The organism is Aestuariivivens marinum (assembly GCF_022662175.1).
Classification (GTDB): Bacteria; Bacteroidota; Bacteroidia; order Flavobacteriales; family Flavobacteriaceae; genus Aestuariivivens; species Aestuariivivens marinum.
Genome location: NZ_JAKMCR010000001.1, coordinates 896,180 through 920,966, shown reverse-complemented (window position 1 = coordinate 920,966; position 24,787 = coordinate 896,180). Strand labels below are relative to the sequence as shown.

Annotated in this window: 18 protein-coding genes; 5 read left to right on the top strand and 13 right to left on the bottom strand. The window is 34.7% G+C overall.

The window, feature by feature from the left end:
* Positions 1-104 precede the first annotated feature (104 nt).
* The 3 genes from MR053_RS03940 to MR053_RS03930 form a co-directional block, all read right to left on the bottom strand.
* Complete coding sequence (locus MR053_RS03940; protein ID WP_242131150.1) at positions 105-3,377, bottom strand: VCBS repeat-containing protein; 3,273 nt, start codon at positions 3,375-3,377, stop codon at positions 105-107.
* Positions 3,378-3,448: 71 nt separating this feature from the next.
* A complete protein-coding gene (locus MR053_RS03935) occupies positions 3,449-3,892 on the bottom strand; it encodes a LexA family protein (RefSeq protein WP_242131149.1) in 444 nt (147 codons plus the stop codon).
* A gap of 61 nt (positions 3,893-3,953) precedes the next feature.
* Entirely contained in the window at positions 3,954-6,290 is a 2,337-nt protein-coding gene (locus MR053_RS03930; protein ID WP_242131148.1) for a hypothetical protein, read from the bottom strand.
* A gap of 70 nt (positions 6,291-6,360) precedes the next feature.
* Here MR053_RS03930 and MR053_RS03925 point away from each other — a divergent pair, with 70 nt between their 5' ends.
* Complete coding sequence (locus MR053_RS03925; protein ID WP_242131147.1) at positions 6,361-6,834, top strand: regulatory protein RecX; 474 nt, start codon at positions 6,361-6,363, stop codon at positions 6,832-6,834.
* Here the strand turns inward: MR053_RS03925 and MR053_RS03920 are convergent.
* Both MR053_RS03920 and bioB read right to left on the bottom strand, forming a co-directional pair.
* Positions 6,824-7,693: a cupin-like domain-containing protein gene (locus tag MR053_RS03920; RefSeq protein ID WP_242131146.1), complete on the bottom strand. Its 870-nt coding sequence runs from the start codon at positions 7,691-7,693 to the stop codon at positions 6,824-6,826. The genes MR053_RS03925 and MR053_RS03920 overlap by 11 nt on opposite strands.
* An 86-nt stretch (positions 7,694-7,779) precedes the next feature.
* Positions 7,780-8,874 (bottom strand): biotin synthase BioB, encoded by a 1,095-nt coding sequence (gene bioB / locus MR053_RS03915; RefSeq protein WP_242131145.1) that lies wholly within the window; start codon positions 8,872-8,874, stop codon positions 7,780-7,782.
* A gap of 171 nt (positions 8,875-9,045) precedes the next feature.
* Between bioB and MR053_RS13990 the strand changes: the two genes are divergently transcribed.
* The 3 genes from MR053_RS13990 (at position 9,046) to MR053_RS03900 (ending at position 12,917) form a co-directional block, all read left to right on the top strand.
* On the top strand, positions 9,046-10,488 hold the full coding sequence (locus tag MR053_RS13990) for a sensor histidine kinase (protein ID WP_242131144.1): 1,443 nt from the start codon (positions 9,046-9,048) through the stop codon (positions 10,486-10,488).
* Positions 10,489-10,624: 136 nt separating this feature from the next.
* Positions 10,625-11,314 carry a LytR/AlgR family response regulator transcription factor gene (locus MR053_RS03905; RefSeq protein ID WP_242131143.1) on the top strand — a complete coding sequence of 230 codons (690 nt, stop codon included), beginning with the start codon at positions 10,625-10,627 and terminating at the stop codon, positions 11,312-11,314.
* Positions 11,315-11,423: 109 nt separating this feature from the next.
* Positions 11,424-12,917 (top strand): TlpA family protein disulfide reductase, encoded by a 1,494-nt coding sequence (locus MR053_RS03900; RefSeq protein WP_242131142.1) that lies wholly within the window; start codon positions 11,424-11,426, stop codon positions 12,915-12,917.
* Between the two features lies 1 nt (position 12,918).
* Here the strand turns inward: MR053_RS03900 and MR053_RS03895 are convergent, their stop codons facing one another.
* From MR053_RS03895 to MR053_RS03880, 4 genes are all read right to left on the bottom strand, one after another.
* Entirely contained in the window at positions 12,919-14,103 is a 1,185-nt protein-coding gene (locus MR053_RS03895; RefSeq protein ID WP_242131141.1) for a beta-ketoacyl synthase N-terminal-like domain-containing protein, read from the bottom strand.
* 21 nt (positions 14,104-14,124) lie between these two features.
* Positions 14,125-15,390 carry an adenosylmethionine--8-amino-7-oxononanoate transaminase gene (bioA, locus tag MR053_RS03890; RefSeq protein WP_242131140.1) on the bottom strand — a complete coding sequence of 422 codons (1,266 nt, stop codon included), beginning with the start codon at positions 15,388-15,390 and terminating at the stop codon, positions 14,125-14,127.
* Positions 15,387-16,001 (bottom strand): dethiobiotin synthase, encoded by a 615-nt coding sequence (gene bioD, locus MR053_RS03885; RefSeq protein WP_242131783.1) that lies wholly within the window; start codon positions 15,999-16,001, stop codon positions 15,387-15,389. The genes bioA and bioD overlap by 4 nt, the downstream gene beginning before the upstream one ends.
* Positions 16,002-16,075: 74 nt before the next feature.
* The gene (locus tag MR053_RS03880; RefSeq protein WP_242131139.1) at positions 16,076-17,251 is read right to left on the bottom strand and encodes an aminotransferase class I/II-fold pyridoxal phosphate-dependent enzyme; all 1,176 of its coding nucleotides are present in this window, start codon (positions 17,249-17,251) and stop codon (positions 16,076-16,078) included.
* Positions 17,252-17,521: 270 nt separating this feature from the next.
* Here MR053_RS03880 and MR053_RS03875 point away from each other — a divergent pair, with 270 nt between their 5' ends.
* Complete coding sequence (locus MR053_RS03875) at positions 17,522-18,778, top strand: Y-family DNA polymerase (RefSeq protein WP_242131138.1); 1,257 nt, start codon at positions 17,522-17,524, stop codon at positions 18,776-18,778.
* A 2-nt stretch (positions 18,779-18,780) separates the two neighbouring features.
* Here the strand turns inward: MR053_RS03875 and MR053_RS03870 are convergent, their stop codons facing one another.
* The 4 genes from MR053_RS03870 to porZ are packed head-to-tail and all read right to left on the bottom strand — an operon-like array spanning position 18,781 to position 24,714.
* Complete coding sequence (locus MR053_RS03870; protein WP_242131137.1) at positions 18,781-19,200, bottom strand: hypothetical protein; 420 nt, start codon at positions 19,198-19,200, stop codon at positions 18,781-18,783.
* 43 nt (positions 19,201-19,243) lie between these two features.
* Complete coding sequence (locus tag MR053_RS03865; RefSeq protein WP_242131136.1) at positions 19,244-21,652, bottom strand: TonB-dependent receptor plug domain-containing protein; 2,409 nt, start codon at positions 21,650-21,652, stop codon at positions 19,244-19,246.
* Positions 21,653-21,655: 3 nt separating this feature from the next.
* Entirely contained in the window at positions 21,656-22,375 is a 720-nt protein-coding gene (gene recO, locus MR053_RS03860; protein ID WP_242131135.1) for a DNA repair protein RecO, read from the bottom strand.
* Positions 22,375-24,714 carry a type IX secretion system anionic LPS delivery protein PorZ gene (gene porZ, locus MR053_RS03855; RefSeq protein WP_242131134.1) on the bottom strand — a complete coding sequence of 780 codons (2,340 nt, stop codon included), beginning with the start codon at positions 24,712-24,714 and terminating at the stop codon, positions 22,375-22,377. The genes recO and porZ overlap by 1 nt, the downstream gene beginning before the upstream one ends.
* Between the last annotated feature and the right edge of the window lie 73 nt (positions 24,715-24,787).

Here is a 24,787-nt window from a genome sequence, read left to right as displayed (position 1 = left end):
GTTTCATCTATCTAATACACTATCACCCTAATTTTAATATAAGATATGTTTATTTTTAAACAACTACTTAAGCTCCTTATACCATCACCATAAAAATCAGCAAACTATTTTAATTTTGCTTCTATTAATTTTAAAAATGTTAACGCTTTACCAGCATTTAAAAGTACTATGTGTGTAGTTCCATTAATTTTAATTTTCTTTATTGCTTTGGTATCATCGTGGGTGAAGTTTTGAAAACCATCCAATAATTCACAATTACTATCCAACACACAGCCTCTAAATGCATCATAGCGTATCGTTTCAACTTCTGCATCATAATTATTCCCAATGACTAAAACTTCCTTTTTGGAATCTTTGTTTAAATCTAAAAACTCAAACCCTAATACTGGTCCAAATTGAGCTTTTTGGGGTAATGGCTTAAATTCAAAATTATTATTCCCCATGTTTTCAATAAAAAAAGAACTGAAAGTATTTACTTCTAAGTGCAATGCATTTTCTATGTTTTCCTCACCATAAATATCAATAATATTTGAGTTTGCAAAAGCACTATAGGTAGATATCTTGTTTTTTAAAAAAGGCGTCTGTTGTGTAGAACATTCTTTACCTCGAATGGGGAAAAGTGCACCCTGTGATTCCTTACTTAATGCCATATCATAGCTTTTATTATCATCAAAGTAATTGGCATATATGTGTAACGGCTTTCTTTCGCTGGGATGAAATTTATTGTTATGACCATAATTACCAACAAAATAATCCTCATCACCATCATGATCAAAGTCAATGGCTTTTATAGTTTGGAACCATCCAGATTTGATTTTTAAAGATGTATCTGTATTAGTAAAAGTTCCTTCCTTATTATTAAAAATTGTTACAGGCAACCATTCTCCTACAATTAATAAATCCTTATCCCCATCATTATCATAATCAGAGAAAATTGCATCATTAATTAACCCCAAATTTGCTAATGCCTTCCCTCTTTCTAAAGTAACATTTACAAAGCTCCCATTTCTATTCTCCAACAAATACGATTCTGGTGCCATAGGATATTTTCCAGGAACGACCCTCCCTCCTACAAACAAATCTAAATCGCCATCGCCATCAAAATCATTTGATGCAATAGCTTTAGTAACAGTTAGCATTTTTGGAAGTTTCCCTTTATAAAAATTACCACTTCCATCATTAAGATATAACCTGTCCTGCAATAAAACACTATGTTCAGGCAGACTGTAGTTTCCTGTTGCTACATACAAATCCAAATCACCATCACTATCGGCGTCAAAAAACAAGGCATTGTTATCATTGTACTTTTTATCTGTTTCGAATAAGCTCTCATTGGAGAGCTTAAACTTACCCGATGGCAACTGAATATACAATGCTGAAGGGTAATCTTTTGTATTACCTATAAAAATATCGTCCAACCCATCATTGTTCACATCTGCAACGGCCAAGGCATTATCAATAGTCGATTGCTTTTGTGGCAGCAATACCTGCAAACCATAATCATTAAATACCACAGATTCGTGCTTATAATTTATTCCTAAGCTTTCTGCGCTAATATTTTCAAAATGGTTTTTTGTTTTTTCTGCTATTGGGTCAATACTTTCAGAATTCGAAAAAGAAAGCTCAATTTGAGTATTCACATTAATATCTTTTAATGTTTGTGATTTGTTTTCATCCCAAACCACTTTAAGGCTATCTACTTTTGTATTGTCTCCCAATCCAAAGTTTAAGTTATAACTAACAGACGATTGGTACCCCCTACTAGAATAAACTTCCTTAACCTGCTGCATTCCATTTGCATATACAAAAACCTTTGCTCCTATACCTTTTCTATTTTTATTGTTACCATTTAAAACAACCTTTATATAATTTGCTTCAGTGTTATTTCTATATATTGAGGCCTTATCGGACTGATTATTAATCACTAAATCCAAATCGCCATCGTTATCAAAATCGGCATAAGCCGCTCCGTTTGAATTTATTTTCTTATCAAGACCAAAATCTTTAGAGACATCTTTAAATGTATAATCCTTATTATTTAAAAATAAGTAATTAGAAAGTTTGGTTGAGGGCATCATAGAAATGGCTTCTTCTAATGTTACTTTTTTGCGGTTCTTAATATTTTGACGCATTTTATGCCTGAAGTCTTGATTAGATAAATCATTTTCAATCCCATTTGTAGCAAAAACATCGTTATAGCCATCATTATTAAAATCTGCTATTAAAGGTGCCCAACTCCAATCTGTTTTTGCTATTCCTGAAAGTTGACCAATTTCACTATAGGCCCCTTCACCATTATTAAGCTGTAACATATTGGACATGTATTGATGGTGAAAACCTATTTTAACCATTAAATTGAAGTTTTCAGTACTCATGGTTGCCATGTTTTCCTTACCTCGTTTTCTGTCTGCGGCCATCATATCTAAAACAATAAGATCTGGCAATAAATCATTGTTAATATCAGCAAAATCTGAACCCATGCTATTGGTTGGAATATGCTTAAAATAACTCTTAATAGCATCGGTAAATGTCCCATCCTGATTATTGATGTATAAAAAATCTGGCTCTAAAAAGTCGTTAGCCACATATATGTCTGGCCAATTATCATTATTAAAATCTCCTATTGAAGCACTCAATCCCCATGCCTTATTAGCAACTCCTGCTTGTTGTGTAACATTAACATATGTTCCATTATTGTTTCTGAATAATTGATCGGAGTCTTCCTGTGTTATTTGCTTTAACAACTCTAAGTTAATAACAATGTTATTTTGGAAATCGGCACGATGATTCACCAAATACATGTCCAAATCTCCATCCTTATCGTAATCTAAAAAATAAGCTTGTGTTGAAAAGCCTTTCTGGTTCAACCCATATTGTTTAGCTTCCTCTTTAAATGTTCCATTTTTTTGGTTGATGAATAATTTGTTCTGCCTTAATTCGACATTTTTTAAAGATCCTGATTTACAGACATAAATATCCAACCAGCCATCATTATTAATATCAACCATAGTTACTCCAGTTGACCAACCATCATCGTCCTTCACATTTGCTTTTTCTGTAATATCTTCAAAAACAAAGTTGCCTTTATTTATGTATAATTTGTTAGTGTTTTGGTTGGAAGTAAAATAAATATCCTCTAACCCATCATTATTAATATCACCTACCGCTACACCTCCGCCATTATAGATGTATGAATAATTTAAAAAGTTGAAATACAAGTTCTCTACAACCGTATTCTGAAATCTAATTTTAGAATGGTTTTCTGGTATTAAAGTAAAAATGGTACTGCTACCACTATTATAAGTTTCTTTTACTTTTTCTTTTTTACAACTTAAACAAAAGAAAAGCAGTATAAACAGTGTATTTTTATAACGCATGTTATGTATTTTGAATAGCTATAAAAATAAGGATCTTTTAAAGATTTTATAATTAAATAGAGCAAGAATATCTAATACACTTTCTTAATTACATTGGTAACTATACCCCAAATAACAAAGTGGTTTTCTTCGGTTATCTTAATAGGTTTATAGTTGTCGTTTTCGGGTTGTAACCAAACCCCATCAGCTTCAACTTTCAATCGTTTAACCGTAAATTCCCCATCCAAAAAACAAACTGCAATCTTATTGTGTTGTGGGGTTAAACTACGGTCTATTACTAACAAATCATTATCATCCAATCCTGCATCAATCATGGACTGTCCAGAAACACGAGCAAAAAAAGTAGATTCTTTGTTTTTAATCAGCTCCCTGTCCAAAGACAGGCGTTCTTCTTTAAAATCTTCAGCAGGCGATGGAAACCCTGCTGAGATGCCTGTGTCTAAAAATACAGCTCCTAAACCATTCGTTGGTTCTGGATTAAAAAATGTTAAATGATTTGATGCGTGTAGCTGCATATCGTTTGGCTATCCTATATAAAAATAGAACAATAAAAATAAATAAAAATACTTATACGAATTATTCCCTAACAATCTTTTTTGTATATACCAATCCATTCGACAATTCTACCTTGGCAATATAAACTGTATTAGGTTTTAATTTAGAAAGTGTATAGGTCTCAGAACTGCTATTTCCTTTTAAACTATAAAGCAAACTTCCGTAAAAGTCATAAACCTTAACAGATTTAATATCTGACTTGTCCGCTGTAGAAAATACCATAGCATAATTGTAAGCTTTTGAAATATTAACCGAACGCTCTTCAGAAGGACTTGAATTACCTAATGACTTAAACACAATTTCAAATCGATTTTTGAATTCACCAATTTCTGAAGTAAATGTATATTCGGAAGCTGACAAATCATGTGCTTTCCTTAAAATTTTATCTCTTAGGTAAATGGTATTTTCTTCCAAAAATTGCCCTTGAAGCTTTGCTATGGATAACGTGTATAACGTTGGGACGCTTATGGTTGTTGAAAATCCTAGTTGGATTTTCTCATTAACTGACAAGTCTTTGGTGTTTTTTCCTTGTATGGCATATTTTTTATCAGACCCTTTTATAATTGAATATAATACTGACGAACTTTTCGATGCGAAAACTTTTGTAGCATCATAACGGGTTCCGTCGTCATGCTTTGTAGCACCATCGACATAACCTATTAAGGCTTGGTTAAACACTCCATTATCCGACGTTAGGTTAATCCATAATTTATTATCAGCCTGACTATTAACTATTTGTTTTTTAGGATTTGCCGTTTTAAAGAACTGACTGTTATCTGTAGCTTCTTTAACGCGCATACTATTACTGAACGTCACAGAACCTTCGCTTATATCTCCCACAGTTGAAATTGGCGTTGCCGAATCACTATACATCACAAAAAATCCTTGACAAGATGGAATAAATCTGTTAGGAATAACGCCATCTCCTCCTGCCGTTTCCCCTACACCACTATTGATTATAGCATAATCTGAGTCTGAAAAATTCAGCACTTGATTACCATTGGCTGTTGCACTTGGCGGTGTATTCTGCGACCACAAATAAATGGCTCCATCTACATCTGGGTTAGCTGAGAAAAACGCATCTACATCTATAGCAGAAGGATAAGGGTTGCCTATAAAGTTCCAATTTTTATCATTAAGCTCAAAGTCATTTCTATATAAAGGCACAGTAATATCCCCATTATTAAAAACGCCATTAAAGGTATAAATAAACTGCCTTGGAAGCCCTCCTGGACTACTATTAAATATAAATTCATCATGGGTTGAAGCATAACCCATCCCTGGCTGCATTACTGCTGCTCCAGATACTGCTTGCCAATCGTTACCATCATCATCAATATCATCCTGCCCAGGATCTGTAGCACCATTGTTATTGGTTTCCTTAGTAGCATCTAAAAAGCTCTGTGCTGCATATTTGAATACCCTACCCGTTTGGGCATCCGACAGTCCATCTGCTATGGTCGTTGCCACTACAGGTGAACTCCAATAGGTATACTCGTACCAATTATTAGCTGGAGCTGTCTGTTTTTCAACTGTTATAGTTCCTGTACCACTAACCGCACCATCATCATTTATTTGAACAAAAGCTCCTTCAGGATTTACTATTATATTTCCATTGGCCACTAAATCCCTTTGGACCTCAACATAATCGCCATTCGCTATGGTCAATGTTCCTGAGTTAATGGTTAGACTACAAGCACTAAAACTAGCTTGTAAAGACGTACTATAGTTCCCATTTAAAATAACTGCTTTGTTAATATTTGGATCATCATTGTCCCAAGAAGCACCGTCCCATGTCGTTGTACTAGCACATATAGGAGTTACGGTGCCGTTAAATATAAAATCGTTTATACTGAATGTTCCATTTCCATTTGAAGCTCCCCAAGCATAGAATCTAAATGTAATTGAGCCAGTTATATTTTGATATGAAGAAGCGGACAAGTCAATCGTTGTTCCAGCAATACTTGATGTTCCAATATTTGCTGTATATACATCCAAACTACTTCTAAAGGCTGCTGAAACAGGACCTTGTGCAGATGATTGCCCTGTATAAAAGAAACTTGTGAAATTAATTTGATAACCAGAATTCGGCGTTATCGTAAAGTAAAAATAATCATCTGCATCGAAAACATTTTCCCAGGTTCTTGCATTATAGCGATCTGCCGTATTGCCTGGTGGGGCTATAAGTCCAGTACCTCTACCAATTCCTGAAACAGTAATATTAGCATCTACAACTTGGCCCGTAGTGTAAGGGTCTGATGCGGCTGGGTTTGTTCCTGTAATATCGTTAGAAAAAATACTTTGTCCATAAATAATGGCACAAGTAAAAAAAATAACAACAGAAAATATTCTTTTCATGGTTAAGTTTTAGATTTGGTAAAGTAAAAATTGAACGTGCTATTAATCAATTCTTATTACCTTCGTTACTATGGTAAAAAAACAAACGTACATCTTAGAAGAAGCCAAACAAAAGCTTGAAAACTTCTGTGTATACCAAGAACGTTGTCATAAAGAAATTAGGCAAAAACTTCTAGACATGCATATGAAACCAGAGGCCATAGACCTTATTATTATCCACTTAATAGAACACAATTTTCTAAATGAAGAACGCTTTGCCAAAACATTCGTTAGGGGAAAGTTCAATATGAAGAAATGGGGGAAACGCCGTTTGACTTTAGAATTAAAGAAAAAAGACATTGCCAAATCTAATATAAATCACGCAATTAACGAAATAAATAATGATGATTACTACAAAACGCTTGATGATTTAGCAAAAAAACGCCTTGCTTCGATTACCGAAAAAAACAAACTAAAAAAGAAGAAAAAGTTAGCCGACTATCTTTTATACCGTGGGTGGGAATCCCATTTGGTTTACGACAAAGTTAATGAGCTTATACCCTAGCTGTTTTTTTTTGCGTCCTCACAATGGCCTGTTCGTTTTTCCAATCTATCCAATGTTGACCTTTTATGCGACGCATGACATTATCTAGTGTACGCATCACAAACACATTATAAACAGCTCTTCCCAAATTTTTAGGATTTCTTGGAATAGCTCGCAAGCTCATAGAAAAACCAGGGGTAATGTAACGCATATAATGCCAATACCCCTCGGGCATATACAATACTTCTCCATGCTTTAATTCGCAAATCCATCCTTTGGCATACTTTAATGCTGGCCACTTTTCAAAATCGGGGTTATTAAAATCTATGTCCTCTCTTGTAATAAGGGAATGTGGAACTTTGTATAAATAATCATTTTGCTTTTGATCAAATAAAATACAACGCTTTTCCCCTTCAAAATGAAAATGAAAAATATTAGCTAGATCTATATCATAATGCATAAAGGTGTAGCTATTACGGCCACCAAAAAACAACATGGGTAAGTCTTTCATAAGACGTAGGCCAAAATCGGGATAGGAGAAATCTTTTTGAAGTTGGGGGATTTCTTTTAAAATATTCCAAAGGAAAATACGGTATTTGGTTGGCTCCTTTTTTAACAAATCCACATAATCGGCCATCTTCATTTTGGCATGTGGTTCATTAAACCCGTCTTTATAATCAACCGGTCTATCATCGTAAAGCGGTACCGTTTTATCACCAGCGACACCTTTAATATAATCCAAGTTCCACTTACTGTAGGCTGGCCAATGCTCAATAAAACGTTCTATAACCACGGGTTTTTGAGGCTTAAAATAATGCTTGATAAAGTCCTTCTTCGTGATAGTTTTTACACGCGGAACATCTTGTAGGTTCAATGCCAATACTTTCAGATTTTATGCTTCAAATTTAAGAAAACGTGGCTAAAGCATAAATAGTATATTTCTTTAACTAATGTTGGTTTTGGAAATTATTTATCCGCTTTAGCCTTTTCTTTTGCCGCTTCATTCCGTTCTATGGTATGGCCTGGTCTAGACCATTTAGGCTTTTCTCCCAGATCTTGGTATTGTGAATCGGTAGCTTCAACCGTTTGTGGCTGTACTTTTTTGGTAAACGGTTTTTGAGAGTTTAACCCTAGCAAATCAAACATTTTCATATCTTCATTTACATCAGGATTAGGTGTAGTTAATAATTTATCACCTGCAAAAATAGAATTAGCACCAGCAAAGAAACACATGGCTTGACCCTCTTGGGTCATTTGTGTGCGACCAGCACTTAAACGCACCTGGGTTTCTGGCATGACAATACGGGTCGTGGCTACCATACGTACCATCTCCCAGATGGATACAGGTTCTTGATCCTCCAAAGGCGTCCCTTCAACAGCTACTAATGCATTAATCGGCACCGATTCGGGTTGTGGGTTTAATGTTGAAAGTGCCACGAGCATACCTGCACGGTCTTCAACTTTTTCGCCCATACCAATAATCCCTCCACTACAAACGGTAACATTGGTTTTGCGAACATTATCTATGGTTTGTAAACGGTCTTCAAATCCTCTTGTAGAAATGACTTCCTTATAATATTCTTCTGAAGAATCCAAATTATGGTTATAGGCATACAAGCCTGCTTCGGCTAATCGTTTTGCTTGGTTTTCGGTAAGCATGCCTAAGGTACAGCATACCTCCATATCCAATTTGTTAATGGTTCGCACCATTTCCAATACTTGGTCAAATTCTTCGCCATCTTTTACATTACGCCATGCCGCCCCCATGCACACGCGGGAACTACCACTATCTTTTGCCCTTAAGGCTTGTGCCTTTACCTGCTGTACACTCATTAAATCGTTACCCTCTATATTGGTATGGTAGCGTGCCGCTTGGGGACAATAACCACAATCTTCTGAACAGCCTCCTGTTTTTATAGATAATAATGTACTTACTTGTACCGTATTGGGGTCATGCTGCTCACGATGTACGGTAGCCGCTTGGTATAGCAACTCCATTAACGGTTTATTGTATATCTCTAATATTTCGTCTTTAGTCCAGTTGTGTTTGGTTGCCCCCATATAAAATGATTTTATGCAAAAGTAATTATAATGCCCAAGATTGCTAAAGATAAAAAACATTAATTTAACACGATAACTTACTTTTATACCACCACGCATAGTGTTTGTAACATTGTTTTTTAAATAGTTTAAAATGGAGATAGTTTTAATTTTAATTAATCTTTTATAACAGTGTCAAAACTTTTTAAATTCAATAGGAAATCTATTGTGCACACAATAGTACTAATTGTATCCATTTTTAGTTTATATGTATCTGCTCATGGTGCTCTAAACCGTCATGGCAATTTATTTAATGGGAGCTTTTATGACTCCTTACTATTTGTTTTTACTATTTATTTTATCGCATTAATAATCATTCCGCTATTATTAAAGAATTGGAAAAAATACCTCCATATACCAATTTTATATATCACTATTTATTCTCTTCTATTAGGATGGATACGGGCTGTTCAAAGAAGTAATTCTGTTTTATTAAGAAAAGGGTTTTCTGTTGAGCCAATGGAATACTTTACTTTCGATTCAGTTTTCAAATTATCAATGACATTAATACCAATGGGTATTATGGCCTTATTATATTCAATTTTTGTAATGGATTGGGGAAAACTTAAAAAAGGTTTCTTTCAAAAAAATACCGAAAAAACTATAAACTCTATTGCTGTTATTTTAATTATGCTATATTTTAGTATAATGCCAGCTAAACCAAAAACAGATGCATTCTTCTTTGTAAGCTTTTTTATTCTGTTCTTTTACATCAATACTTTTTATATATCTCCAATTTTATTTATATACAATAAAAAGTTGAAGTATATTATTATTACCATTTTATGGTTTGGTACTCTTAATGCAATATATTTTTTAATTCTTTATTTTTTTTCAGGACCAATGGGTAAAAGTATTGTAACAAGGAATGCTTTATCAATTTCATTTATACTTCGTGCTACTTTTATGGCCTATATACCCCTTTTTTTGGTATCACTTACTTATGGATATATTCGTGTTAAAATAAAAAATCAAGATAACATTCTCGAAGCTAAAGAATCTGAATTAAGTCTTTTAAAATCACAGGTCAACCCCCATTTTTTGTTTAACACATTAAACACTTTGTACAGTACGGCTTTAGAAGAAAAGGCTGAAAAAACCGCCCAAAGCACTGCAAAACTTGCTAACTTAATTCGCTATATGCAAGAAGATATTAATAAGGATTTTATTCCGTTAGAAAGCGAAGTCAAATACCTTAAGGATTATATAAACATTCAAGAGTTGCGCTGTGCCATAGCACCACAAATTGAAACTGAGTTTTCCAATATTGAAAATCATACCATCAGCCCAGGCCTACTCATTCCCTTTGTGGAGAATGCGTTTAAATATGGCATCGACCCTTCAAAACCATCAACCTTAAAAGTATCGGTAGTATGTAATGAAAACACCATTAATTTTGAATGTATCAACAGCTATAACGATGCCTTTAAGACCTATTACAAAGAACAGGGCTTTGGTATTGGGATTAAAAATGCGAAACAACGTTTGGAACTGGTATACCCTAAAAAACATACCTTTAGCATTAATAAAACAGATCATTTGTTTTCGGTGAATATGAGTATAAACACAAAGTAAATTAAATGTCATTCAGAAGGAGCGTAGTGACTGAAGAATCTCAAGTATCTATGCTTAGATTCTTCGCTCCATCCCGATAGTTATCGGGATTCCGCTCTGAATGACAATAATGATGAGATGCTGAAATAAGTTCAGCATGACAACCATGATAACAGCCATAGCCATAGACGACGAACCCAAGGCCATTAAGGTCATAGAGCATCATGCCTCAAAAATAGAGCATTTGCAACTCGTTGCGCATTTTTATAACGCCGATGATGCGCTTCAGTTTTTAAGACAAAACCCAATAGACTTCATCTTTCTAGACATTAATATGCCCAATGTTTCTGGCATGGAAATGTTAAACAAATTACAGCACCAACCCCTAATTGTTTTTACAACCGCATATAGTGAATATGCACTGGAAAGCTATAATTTTAATGCGGTGGATTATCTATTAAAACCTTTTGAACTGGATCGTTTCCAACTTGCCATTAAAAAGGTAGAAGAACGGTTGGAAAGCACAAAGTATAATAGCTCCTATTTTTTTATAAAAGATGGCTTTAAAACCATTAAAATAGCATTCGAGGATATTTTGCACATAAAAGGTTCTGGAAATTATTTAGATATTGTCACTGATGGAAAATCGTTTTCACCACGTATGACCTTTACCGAAATTGTCGAGAAACTACCAGCATCACAATTTGTACGGGTGCATCAATCGTATGTGATAAATATCTCAAAAATTGATAAAATTGAAAACAATCATGTCTCTATTGGCGAACATAAAATTCCTGTTGGCAACCGTTATAAAACGCCTTTTCTTAAACGCTTGGGTTTGGGATAAGAATTTCTAACAAAAATGTTAGTATTACTATTCGGTTTAGCGTAAAGTCTAATTCTAAAGGCACTTTATAAACTATTAACCCTATCTTTAAATCCAAAATATAATTCAGATGAAATTATTTAAAATAAGCCTTTTGGCAATAATCAGTTTGATCCTTTCCTGTAAGGATAAACCAGAAAACACAATAATTACGGGTAAAGTAATGGGAGACTTCCCAAAAAAAGTTCAATATACCATACCAACAAACAACACAAGCTATTTGGGTTTTAGAGAAACGGTTACGACTGATTCTTTAGGACAGTACAAAATAAGTTTACCTATTGAAAAAGTATCGTTTGTTAAAATAATTATCCCAAAAGAAGATGGCCTTTTTCAAATCACAAACGCTACTTTAGTTGTAGAACCTAGAAAAAAGTATGAGGTAAACTTTAATTTGGATGCTCCAGACAAAACCTATGACATTAATGCTGAAAACCAAATTGCCCAATACACATTAAACCAATTACCGAACCCCGAACACCCAGAAATAGGCGCTATACCTTTTTATAGGGATTCTATAACCACAAATATTACAGCAACTATAGACTCACTACAAAATGTAGATATTAAAAAAATGAAGGCACTGTATGAAAAAGACAGTCTTTCTAGTTCGTTTTTCGATTTAGTTAAATTAGACAGAACGTATTATTATACAGCTTTAAAAGGCACTGTAGCCTTTGTAAAATTTATAATGAATGAAAGGGAAAAAGGAGTGTTTACAGATGAGGTTAAAACCATGTGGCAATCATGTTTTGATAACGACCTGTTAAGCCGCCCCGATTTTCAGAACACTTTCTGGGGGTTTTCACTATTAGAAAACTATTTGTATTATAAAAGGTATGAAGCAGTTGATTTTGATGCAGAAAAATTTAAAACTTCGACAAAAGATGTTCCCTATATTAGTCATCGTATTTCTGAAGCTAAAAAATATCTTCCTAAAGATAGATTAGAGTTTTATGAAGCAGCTTTTCTTTATAGAGAATTACTTCAAAAAAATTACCAAAAAGAGTTTATTTCCATATATAATGAATTTGATTTCGCCTACCCTAGTAGTAGCTACAGTCAATATTTAGAACCTTTAATTGACTCTGTTGTTGATTTCCATAAAAAAGCCGAACAACAATTTTCCAAAGCGGTTAAATTTGTAAATAACTATAAAGAAATCAATACATTTAGTGATTTGTTGGCTCAATTTAAAGGTAAAAAAATCTACATAGATATTTGGGGAACCTGGTGCGGTCCTTGTAAAAAAGAATTTCAACATAAAAACGATTTAAAAAAACTACTTAAACCCAAAAATATAGAAACCCTCTACATATGCGAAGGCAGAAGCAGCAAAGAAAATAATTGGAAAAACATGATTAAATTTTATGACTTAGAAGGGTATCATATCATGGCAAACGAAAAATTATTAGCAGATATTATTAAAATATTCGGAAATAACGGTTCGTTCTATTATCCAAGATATATTTTGATTGATGCTAATGGCAAAACAATAAAAAGTACAGCAGCAAAACCTTCGGAGTTGTCTGCCCTAAAGCAGCAAATCGAGGAAGCATTCTAATTTATTTTGAAAGTAAAATACTAACGGCATTTCCCCCAAAACCTACAGCATTTACCAATATGTTTTTTAGTTGTTTTGGATGGCTTTGGCCGTGAAAAGGCACAGGAATAAATTGCTGGTGTTGTAACATTAAAACAGCCAATTCCACACTTAAAAGTCCAGAAGCACCAAAACTGTGACCTACCTTCCATTTATTTGTAGTTAGACTTGGCATTTTGTTAGAAAACACTTTTTTTATAGCATTAAATTCACTTAAATCGCCTTTAATGGTACCAGGGGCATGCATGACGATAGCATCGATCTCATCTGGGTTTAAATCGCCTAAGGCCATGGCCATAGAACGTTGGAAACACTGGGCATCACTGGATATGGAAATGTTATGCTCCAAAATTTCGGTGGCGTAGCCATAGCCTTTAATAAAAGCAAGGGCATTATCTTTTTTACCAGCTTCCAAACAAGCGACTGAAGCACCTTCACCTAAAACCATAGTATTTTGTTTTTTTGAAAGGTCTAAGGCACGGCAAGGAAAAGATTCTTCGCTTACCTCTGAATGACAATCGTTATCTAAACCTGCCTTTGAATAAATTTTAAGGGCTTGCATTTGGGCTATGGTAAACGGTGTTAACGGGGCTTCGCTGCCCCCTACCAAAAATTTACTGCTCATCCCCGAATTCAACCAAGCAATACCATTCAACACCGCATGCAAGGCGGTTGAACAGGTAATGGAATGACTCACCTCTGGCCCTTGGGTCTGTAAATCGTGTGCGACCCAAGAGGCTATATTACCCAAAGTGGTAGTAGGGGAACTTAAGGTCTTGGATTTACCCTTTTTTAAAAAATCTTCGTGATAACTTTCAAAAAGCCCAGTAGCTCCTCTGGATGAGCCAATGTTAACTCCAAAATTATCCGAAGCTTTCCAACCTGCTTGTTTTACCGCATTCCTAGAGGCATAAATAGCATACAGAACGGTATCATCCAATGCCTTGTATTTGGCGTCAGATTGCCTTAACAATTCAATGTCCTGCTTCGCTTCGCCAGGGATTTCGGCCACAAAAACAGGTTGCTTCAATACTTGTCTTTCAGCAAAACAATGCTCATTGTCTTGATAGTGTTTCCAAGCATCTTCCAACGATTTGCCCAAAGGCGAAATGGACGAAATAGCAGTAATGGAGATTGGTTTTTGCAAGACTTAATTTTAGATGCAAAGTTATACTATTTCTAAAGCTTCTTCAATAACCGAATAAACTTTCTGTAATTGTTCTTCTGAAATCACATAAGGTGCCTGAATATAAATGGTATTTCCTAAAGGTCTTAAAAAAACGCCTTTATCCATAAAAAAACTAAAGAGTTTGTCACGTAAGTTGCCATAACGTTCTATTTCAACATTCAAATCGAGAGCAAAAATCACCCCTAATTGGCGTGTCGATTTAACTTTTGGATGGATTTTTATACGCTCATTAAACTCTTGATGAGATTTAGAAATGCTTATAATTCCATTTTGAATGTCTTCTGATTGTAACAACTCGATACTGGCCAAGGCAGCCATGCAGGCTAACGGATTAGCCGAATAGGTATGCCCATGAAACAAACCTTTGCTAATATCATCACTATAAAACGCATCGTATATTTTTTGTGAACAGGTTGTTAAAGCCATTGGCAATAAACCTCCCGTTAGAGCTTTACTTAAACACATGATATCTGGATAAGTCTTCAATTGAAGTGATGCAAAGTAAGTACCCGTTTTGCCAAAACCGGTCATCACCTCATCGGCTATAGTAATAACATCGTGTTGTCTACAGTATTTTAGAATTGCATTTAACCCTTCTGCATCACACATTTTCATAGCCGCGGCACCTTGCACTAAAGGTTCATAAATGAACCCTGCTACTTTATTCGTTTTAACCATTTCCTTAAATAAAGTTAAAACATGTTCATTATTAGCTCCTTTTGGAACCGGAATGCGTTTTACCTCCAAAAAGAAATCTTCGAAAGGCCCATTGTAAATGGATAATCCAGAAACACTCATTGCTCCAAAAGTATCACCGTGAAAGCCCTCTTCAAAAGCAATTAATGTATTTCGTTTTTTGCCCATATTAAAATGGTACTGTAAGGCCATTTTTATACCTATTTCAACGCTGGTTGAACCATTATCACTAAAGAACATCTTATTTTGATTATTGGGCAGTATGCCCATAAGAGCTTCCGATAATTTCACGGCTGGTTCGTGGGTAAATCCGCTAAACACCACCTGATCCAATTGTTGCATTTGTGTCGCTACCCGACTGGTAATATAATCATTGCAATGCCCATACATACAGGTGTACCACGAGGCAATGGCATCGATATATTCATTACCTGATTCATCGGTTAAAACACAACCTTTAGCCTTTGTTATGGCAAAAGCATCTGGATGTAGTTTGTGTTGCGTTAAGGGATGCCACAGGTGTTTTTTATCGCGCTCTTGTAAACTCATAAACTATCCTTAAATTTTTCAGCATACTCCCTAACCACATTCTTATCAAAATAAGGTTCTTCTTCAATACGCCCTATTACAGGAATATTGGTCATTTTTTTAATAATAGCTTCTGTAGTGGGATGTTCGTTTCCGCTAAAAATAATAGACACATCAAATCCCTTTTCTTTTAAGGTATTTACCGTTAAAAGCGTGTGGTTAATGCTTCCCAAATAATGCCGGGATACGACAATAACTTTGTAATGGGGTTTTATAATATCCAAAACCGTTTGCTCATTGTTCAATGGCACCAATAATCCTCCAGCACCTTCTATAATCAAATGGTTTTGCGTTTGGGGCGCTTTAATAGTTTTCAGATCGATTGCAATACCATCAATTTCTGCAGCAGCATGTGGACTCATGGGTGTATGTAAAGCATAAGTATTAGGGTGAAAAACTGACTTGAAATTGGACACCAGCCGTTGCACCTTTTTAGTATCGCAATTATCCAAATCGCCCGCCTGTACAGGTTTCCAATAATCGGCTTCCAAGGCTTCAGTTATAATAGCCGAAACAATGGTTTTACCTACATCTGTTCCTATCCCTGTTATAAAAAATGTTTTTTGTTTCATTTTTATCATACTAAACCAGTTTTAGCATCTCTTGTAATAAAGTATGATCCCAAAACTTTGGTAAAGGAAAACAATTAAAATGCAAAAGTACTCAACAACTCCAAAACTTCTGTAATTTCTTTTTCTGAATTATAACTGTGCAAGCAAAATCTTAAACGTTCCTGTCCTTTTGGAATAGTAGGCGATAAAATAGGCTTTACATTAAACCCTTTGTTTCGAAGATTAACCGCAATTGACTTAACTTTATCATTTCCCGGTACAACACAACAATGTATTGCCGAATGACTTTCTATAAAATACTCCTTCAAATGCAATCGTTTAATTTCTAATTTAAAAAACTGGATGTTTTGATGTAACTTTTGAATATTATGATGGGATTTCCCGTCATTGTTCAAAGTGGCAAGTTCATTATAAGCTATATGGATAGCTGCCAAACTATGTGGTGGTAATGCCGTGGTATAAATAAAACTACGGGAAAAATTAACTAAGTAGTATTTTAACATTTCATTCCCCAATATAGCTGCACCATGGCAACCTAGGGCTTTCCCAAATGTGATCAATCGGGCAAAAACATCTTGTTCTAATCCTAACTCTTGAACCAATCCTCTTCCATCTGTTCCATAAACTCCTACGGCATGGGCTTCATCTACTATTAAATACGTTCTATACCTTTTACACAATTCAGCAAGGTTAACCAAGTCTGGCGAATCACCATCCATAGAGAATACAGATTCGGTCACTGTATAAATATTTTGATGAGATACTGAAACGGCCTCAGAATGACGAAGCATTAGTTTTTCTAGGGTTTCTAAATCGTTATGTTTAAACTTATAGGCCTGCGCATTTGAAAGCTTTATTCCATCCCTAATTGAGGCATGGATATATTCGTCATACAAAATAACATCGCCACGCTGTGGTACACAGGAAAAGAATCCTAAATTGGCATCGTAACCCGAATTGAAAACTAAAGAGGCTTCACTGTTATGAAATTCGCTAAGTACGGTTTCTAAAATTGAATAAAGTGGATGATTTCCAGAGAGCAAACGAGATCCTGTCGCTCCATTTTGGGTTATATTGTGGTGCTTTAAATACTCATGGGTAGCTTCAAATAGGTCCTTATCTCTTGCCAACCCCAAATAATCGTTAGAGGAAAAATCCACCAAAAGATTGGGCTTATCCAATTGACGTAAAGAGTTTATAGCCTGTCTTTCATCTAGTTTTCGCTGAAGATTCTGTGGCAATGCATCCATGGAAACAAATGTAACAATTAATTAGAGTAAACTATGACACCCGTTTCTTTTGTTGCTTTTATATCTATCTATTTATAATCATATCTTTAGTAAAGCTCCCAATGCTTGTTCCTGTCATATCATAAATTAACTCCATATATCTTATCATCATTAATCTATAGTTGATGAAAAAAGATAAGATACTCATAATTATTTAGGGTCTTCCATTGTCCAAATTTTATTGGTCTGGAAATTTAAAAACAAAATCTATTTCCTTGTATCTTTACAACTATGTTTGCACTAGTAGATTGTAATAATTTCTATGCCTCCTGCGAGCGCGTGTTTAACCCAAATTTACGAGATAGACCCATCGCTATTTTGTCCAATAACGATGGTTGCGTAATCTCACGAAGCGATGAAGCCAAAGCATTGTGTTTGCCCATGGGTGCTCCTATTTTTAAATGGGAAGGTTTTTGTAAGGCTAATCATATTGAAGTGTTTTCGTCCAACTACCCACTTTATGGCGATATGAGTAGTCGGGTGATGTCTATTTTAAAGCAATTTACTCCCGATGTTGATGTGTATAGTATAGACGAAGCTTTTTTAGAATTTAAAGGTTTCGATAATTATGATTTTAACAATTATGGTAAGCAAATTAGGGAGCACATTTTACAATGGACAGGCATTCCTACTTGTGTGGGCATCGCCCCAACCAAGGCATTGAGCAAAGTAGCCAATAAAATTGCTAGAAAAAACATTAAAAAAACAGGAGGAATATGTGTAATAGATACTGAAGAAAAGCGCATTAAAGCATTGCAATGGATTAAAATTGAGGACGTTTGGGGCATAGGTTGGGGTTTATCCAAACGGCTAAAAGCTAAAGGCTGCAAAACGGCTTATGACTTTGTAGAACTCCCTGATGACTGGGTACGTAACACCTTTTCTATTACCGAATGGAAACTCAAAAAAGATTTGGAAGGTATTCCCACCTTAAAACTGGACGATGTTAAAGCCAAACGAGCCATAGCCACAACTAGAAGTTTCGATTTTACCTATACCGACATTAACTACATTAAAGAACGCATCTCTACTTTTGCAACAAGTTGTGCCGAAAAACTACGTAAACAGGGCTCTAGTTGCCATATGGTGTATGTTATGCTAAGTAGTGACAGACATAAAAAAGACGTCCAACAACACCGTGCCAGCAAAATAGTAAGTTTACCCTATCCTACTGATTCATCTCTTATAATAGGCCAATGCGCCATTGAAGCCGTTATTTCTATTTACAAACCCGGCATATACTATAAACGAGCAGGTGTCATTGTTATGGGGTTAGTCCCTACAGATAACCATCAATTACAGCTGTTTTACAACGAAAACCCTAAGCACAAACCCTTAATGCGCACTATAGATCGTTTAAATAAAAAGTATGCCGATTATAAAATTAAACTGGGCAACCAAGATTTAAAACGTACTTGGAAAATGCGACAGGAACGTCTATCGCCACGTTACACGACCAATATTAATGACATTATTAAAGTGAAATAGTCTTATTCTTTAAAAAGATCGATTCTTTGCATCCAAAAAATATTAGATTTAAAAAACCTTAATTTTGTTTTTATATCCCGATTGGTTTTATCCCTTGGTGATTTTGTAACAAATCTAGCTTGAGTATTGTTAAAGTCTAACGTGTATTTATCATTAAAGTCAGTGGTTTTATCGGCAGAAAAGGAAACTATATTATTTTCAAAAGCCCATGTCCCTTTCCCATATGTATTCACTTTAGGTGGAATTCCTTTTTTCATATCAGTAAAAGCACGGAAAAAAAATGTATGATCTCTATTTAAAACCAATTTATATTCTATTAAATGGTTTTCTTTATTCCCCAATGTGATTTTATAATCACCAACTACTTTTTCTGATTGCGAAAATGTTACTAAACTAACCATCAAAAATAATATCAAAATCATTTTCCTCATTAGTGCAGATTTCAAAAAACTAATAAACTTCACCTTAAATACTATACTTTAAGGACAAAATAAAGTTTCTTCCGGCCGCCGTTATCCCCGAAGAATAAGGACGATAGCGTTCATCCGTAATATTTTCAACACCAACAATAAGCAATAAAGCATCATTAAAACGGTACTGTGTCCTTAAATTTAGCGTATACCAAGAAGGTGAATACGGATTGCCATTATCATCTGAAGCATAGAGATAATCTTTACTGGCTTCGGAAGGTGCTAGCTCATTAAATGAGAACTCGCCATTATAGTCTACAAAAGCATCAACCTTAATATTATTAGTTGTCCATACTAAGTGTGTATTTCCAAAATTTGGTGCAACATGACGTACGGGGACCTCCACACCATCTTCTTCTTCAGTACCACCTATAACACTATATTGTGATTTTAGCTTAAGATTTCTGGCAAGCTGTGCCTCAAGACCTATTTCAAATCCATATATCCATGCTTTTGAAGCATTTTGAATGGCCTGCACATTACTTAATTCGCCATCGTAATCGATTTGGGTTTCACCATTTAAAGTAAATCCCCTACGCACTAACGCATTATCTAAATAGGTGTAATAGGAACTAAGATCAAAAACCACATGTTTAAAATGCAATTTTACCCCAAGTTCACCACCATAAGCGTATTCCGGTTTTAAATTTTCGTTAGGTACAACCACAGAACCCGGTTCAGAATCGAACACTTTACCTATATCATCAATATTTGGAGCCCTAAATGCAGAAGATGCATTTAAACGCCACTGCAGAACAGAATTAGGCATCCAAGTGATTCCTGCTGTTCCTGTTAGCGCACCAGATTTATTTTCAGACGACTCAAAAGGTAAATTTAGAAAGACATTATTTTCATTGAAATTAGATTTAGAAACAATATGGTTAAAACGCAACCCTGATTGAAATACAAATTTAACGTTGGGCTTATATTTTAAACTGGTATATACCGCTGCCGATTGCCACGTTGCTCCGTCAGGATATCTTGAAACATCCTTAGAGAACGTATTGGTTTCTATATTTTCTTCTTGTCCGTTAGAGTGCACCTTATTGGATACGTATTCTACACCGTAAAAAAACTCCGTTTTCAAACTCAGTCTTTTTTCAAAATCGAAATTGACCGAATACGCATCTACAGCTTCTTCCCTAATGTATCTTAAGTTAGATTGGAAATTTCGATCTACCCTACTTTCCTTAAAATTTTGATACGCCAAGGTAGCCTTTATTTTATCATATAAATTAGATCCGCTACTCAACTTGGTGACTTGCAGATTGGACATAAACCATTTTTGTGGACCATAGTACCATTCGGCTGCATACGGGTTATCTCCCTTGTACCTAATTAAACGGTCGTATCGCGGAATATCGGAACTTGCTGTATAATACAATCCTAAATCAAAATTTAAATCTTTACTAGCTCGATAACGTATTTTTTGCAATAGGTTTATTTGATTGTAGCTTGAATAATTTTGGACCAGGGGATCACTGTTTTGAACCACTTGATCTTGATCATTAATTCGTATAACAAACTCAGGCCTTAAATAATCTTCTGGGCCATGTTTACCCATTTTTAAATCATCAAAATCCGTATAACTCACATTAGTGAGAAAAGCCCATTTTCTATAACCCAAATTGAAATCGAAATGACCAGTATTTTCATTATTAGCAGAAGCATATCGAGCTACTGCATTCATGTTAAATAATAAAGAATCTCTATAGGATAATTGTGGCGTTTGTGAATAGAAGCTCATAACACCTCCTACAGCATCACTACCATAAATAACGGAGCCTGCTCCAAGAGTTACTTCGGTACGTTCAATTGTAAATGGATCAATAGAAATAACATTATGTAGGTTTCCCCCTCTGAATATGGCGTTGTTCATTCTAACACCATCAACTGTTATTAAGAGTCGGTTTGTAGAAAATCCCCTAATCATCGGACTACCTCCACCCATCTGACTTTTTTGTACAAATACTTGTCCTGTATTACCTAATAAATCAGCACTAGTTTGAGGGCTTATAGATGTAACTCTTCCAGCATTTATACTAATAATTTTTTGAGGTATATCACGCTTATTTTGCTCAAATTTGGAAGCTGAAACTACTATTTCCTCCAAACCTTGCGTATTCAAATCTAAATAAACAATACCTCTTTCGTCTATTTCTTCTTTCTTCAACACTTTTAAAACATGCGTTAAATGTTGAAAATATATAGCTTCCGAACTAGAAAACCGCTCTAAGGAAGCTTCTCCCCGAAAGTTTGTGATGATGCTTTTAGATTTGTCAATATTATAAATGGCAACACCATAAACAGGTTCTTCAGTAATTCTATTTAGAACTTTTATTTGCTGTGCTTGTAAAATCCCAGTAGCAAACAAAAGGAAAAATATATATTGAAAAAGCTTCATGTTTTAATTGAAAACTTGATTAAAAACTTGCATTGATTTGGGATATTTAAAACTACCCAAATGTAACTCAAAATAATGCAACATCATATTTAAAAAGGATTGTCTCTGCTTAGCGTTGATTTTTATTGTATTTATCGTATCAAATGTCGTGCCTAACAGTTGTTTTAAAAGCACTATATTATCATCCGATTTAGTGTAAGCATATCCAGCTTTCGGAACAAATTTTCCTTCCAGTAAATCAAAAAAATTGCCCCCTAAAGCATTACCATCTGGATAAAATCCTAAGTATTTGGTGAGTTTCAATAAAAAAAGCAAATGGAAGTTTGCATACTCAGAGTGAGTATCGAGCCACTGAAAAGTAGTTTCCAAAAAGCTAAACAACACTTTATTTTCTTCTTCCTCCATTAAAACACTAGATAAAATCTCGGCAAGAAACATGGTAATTGCACTTTTGAACACATTAGTATAAATAGAAGTATATAAGTGACTTGTTTTAACTTCTTTAATGGCCTGCAATGACCTATTCTCTTTATAAACCATTACAACTTCCAATTGGGACAGCAACTGAAAATAAGCAACTTTAGCATTACCTCTTTTACTGTTCAATACATTTCGAAGCACTACACTAACAATACCTATTTTTTCAGTGTAACATTTAACGATTAAATCGCTGTCCCTGTATTTAACTTTAGATAAAACAATAGCTTTTGTAGAAACAAGCATTACCTAACAACCATTAATTTTAAGACCTTAGTCTCAAAAGTATCTAAATCTGAAAGCATAATAAGGTAAACACCAGATGCCACCATATTATTAGCTAAGTTTTTACCATTCCAATAAGCAGTACCACCATCTATTTCTAGATTATAGCCATTGTAACGTAAATTAGTTCTTGATTGCGCCTCTGCCACTAGGTTCCCTTCAATATCGGTTATTTTAATGTTTACATTTTCTGAGATGTCCTTTATCTTAACTTTCTGCTCTACAATATCGAATTGGGGTCTTACGGGGTTTGGGTATACATAAGCACTCTCCAAATCTTCAAACGGACTAGACCCCCCAGACTTGAATGACACCAACCCTCTTCCTGTTGCTATATGTACTATGCCATTAGCATCATCCAAAGAAATATCATTGATTACATTGGATGGTAATGGTGAATTATCGGTTGTAAAGTGAAATATGGTTTCTTGCCCATCAGATGAAAAATAAAATAATCCTGAATCTCCTGTCCCAACCCATTTATTGTTTGATCCATCAACCTTAATGTCCGTTATTTGTTGCTGAAACAACAATTCTTTAGCAATACCGTCTTCTAAGATAATAATTTCATCAGTTTCAACCTCATCAGTAAAAAAATTTGATGTGGCATACAATACACGCAAACCTTTAAAAGTCCCTATCCATAATGCTCCTCTTTTATCCAAAGCAAGTGCTGTAACATAATTTGAAGGCAAATTACCATCTTCTTCATTTATTGCTTTAACCTGTTGCCCTCCATTATTCTCATTAAACGCGGCTAACCCATATTCATAGGTTGCTATCCATTTGGTTCCATCGTTACCAATAACCAAATCTGTATACCCATTGTTGTCACTTTTTACTGCCGCTTCTATACTATAGGATTGCCATCTGTTGGCTGAAGGGTTAAAAGTTTTAATAGCTGGATCCACAAAGTTGGTTAAAGTCCATAATAATCCATTTCTATCGAAAGTAGCAACGGATAATCTAATATCTCCCGTATAATTTGGTAAATTAGGGAAAAACGCATCATCTAAACCACTATTGTTTTCATCATATAAAGCAGTAGCTACACCTTCATTTAATTCTAAAAGTCCATCAATATAAGAGCCAATAAAAACCTGATTGTTATTGGATGGATTAACTGCAATATGCTTTAATTCCCTAGCACCTAAAAGTTCACTAAAGGGTGTGTTAAGCCATTCACCATCCTTTAAATGACTCAACCCACGACTGTTTAAAGGATAAGGGTTTAAAAATATATCATGTGCACCATAGGTAACCCATAATCCATTAGATTCAGCCTGCAAAGCAAAAGGATCATTTCGTAAAGGCCCCTCTGGTCTAATTTCTTCAAATAAAGTTAAGTTTGATAAAGGAACCCTAAACATACCATAACTTGTAGTTCCAATATAAACATAGTCCAAATCGATAATTGCCGAGGTAAAATCGGTAGCAAACATAGTGTCATCAGAAATTTGGGTAATCGACGTAAAATTATTATCGTAAATGTAAACATTATCTTTAGTAGCCACTAAGAGGTAATCGTTAACAAACTTCATATCTAAAGGAAGATTTGGATATAGAAAACGCTCCGTCAAAACATCATTACCCAAACTATAAATTCGTCTGGCTGTATTAATGACATATAGCTGATCGGCAGCTGTTTCAATAGCAACGAAATTCCCTGTTGCTACAGTTTGCCAATTATTGAAATCTATAATATTTGGATTTGTGTATAAGGCTTTCCTTACACCATTATCTCCTAGACATGATGCATAGATATAATCCCCTAAAATTGTAGTTTGAGTAACTTGAATCTGTTCCCCACTACTTCCTATAAAATAGGTGTCTCCAAACTCCAAACGTTCCAAATCATACACCGAAATACCATAATCTGTAGCAATATAAACCCAGTTGTCTTCAATATTAAAATGATTAATACGTCTATTTTCTGGTAAAATTGTTGGTTTTTCTATTATATCTACTACCGAGAGCACTTCATCATCATTATCAAAACGGATTTCAATGAGTCCATTTTCGTAACCTATTATTAAGAGTTCATATATTTCGCTATAACTTATTGTAGAAATCGTCTGTCCAGACAAGCCATTAATTGTAGTAATGGTTCCCAGTTCATTAGTTTGGGTATCGTAGCTATAAATAGCATTTTCTGTGGCGGCATAAATTTTATTATTTCCATGTACTACCTGAGAAACATGATAATAAGAAAAGTGACCTTCCCATAGGTTCGAAAAATCTTGTGACAAGACCCACAAAGGAAATGCTCCAAATACAAATAAAGCTATTTTTCTGTACATACCATTTTTTCGTTGTTCAAATATATTTATATATAACGAAATATGGTTGGAAATCATATAAATTAAAAAGCCT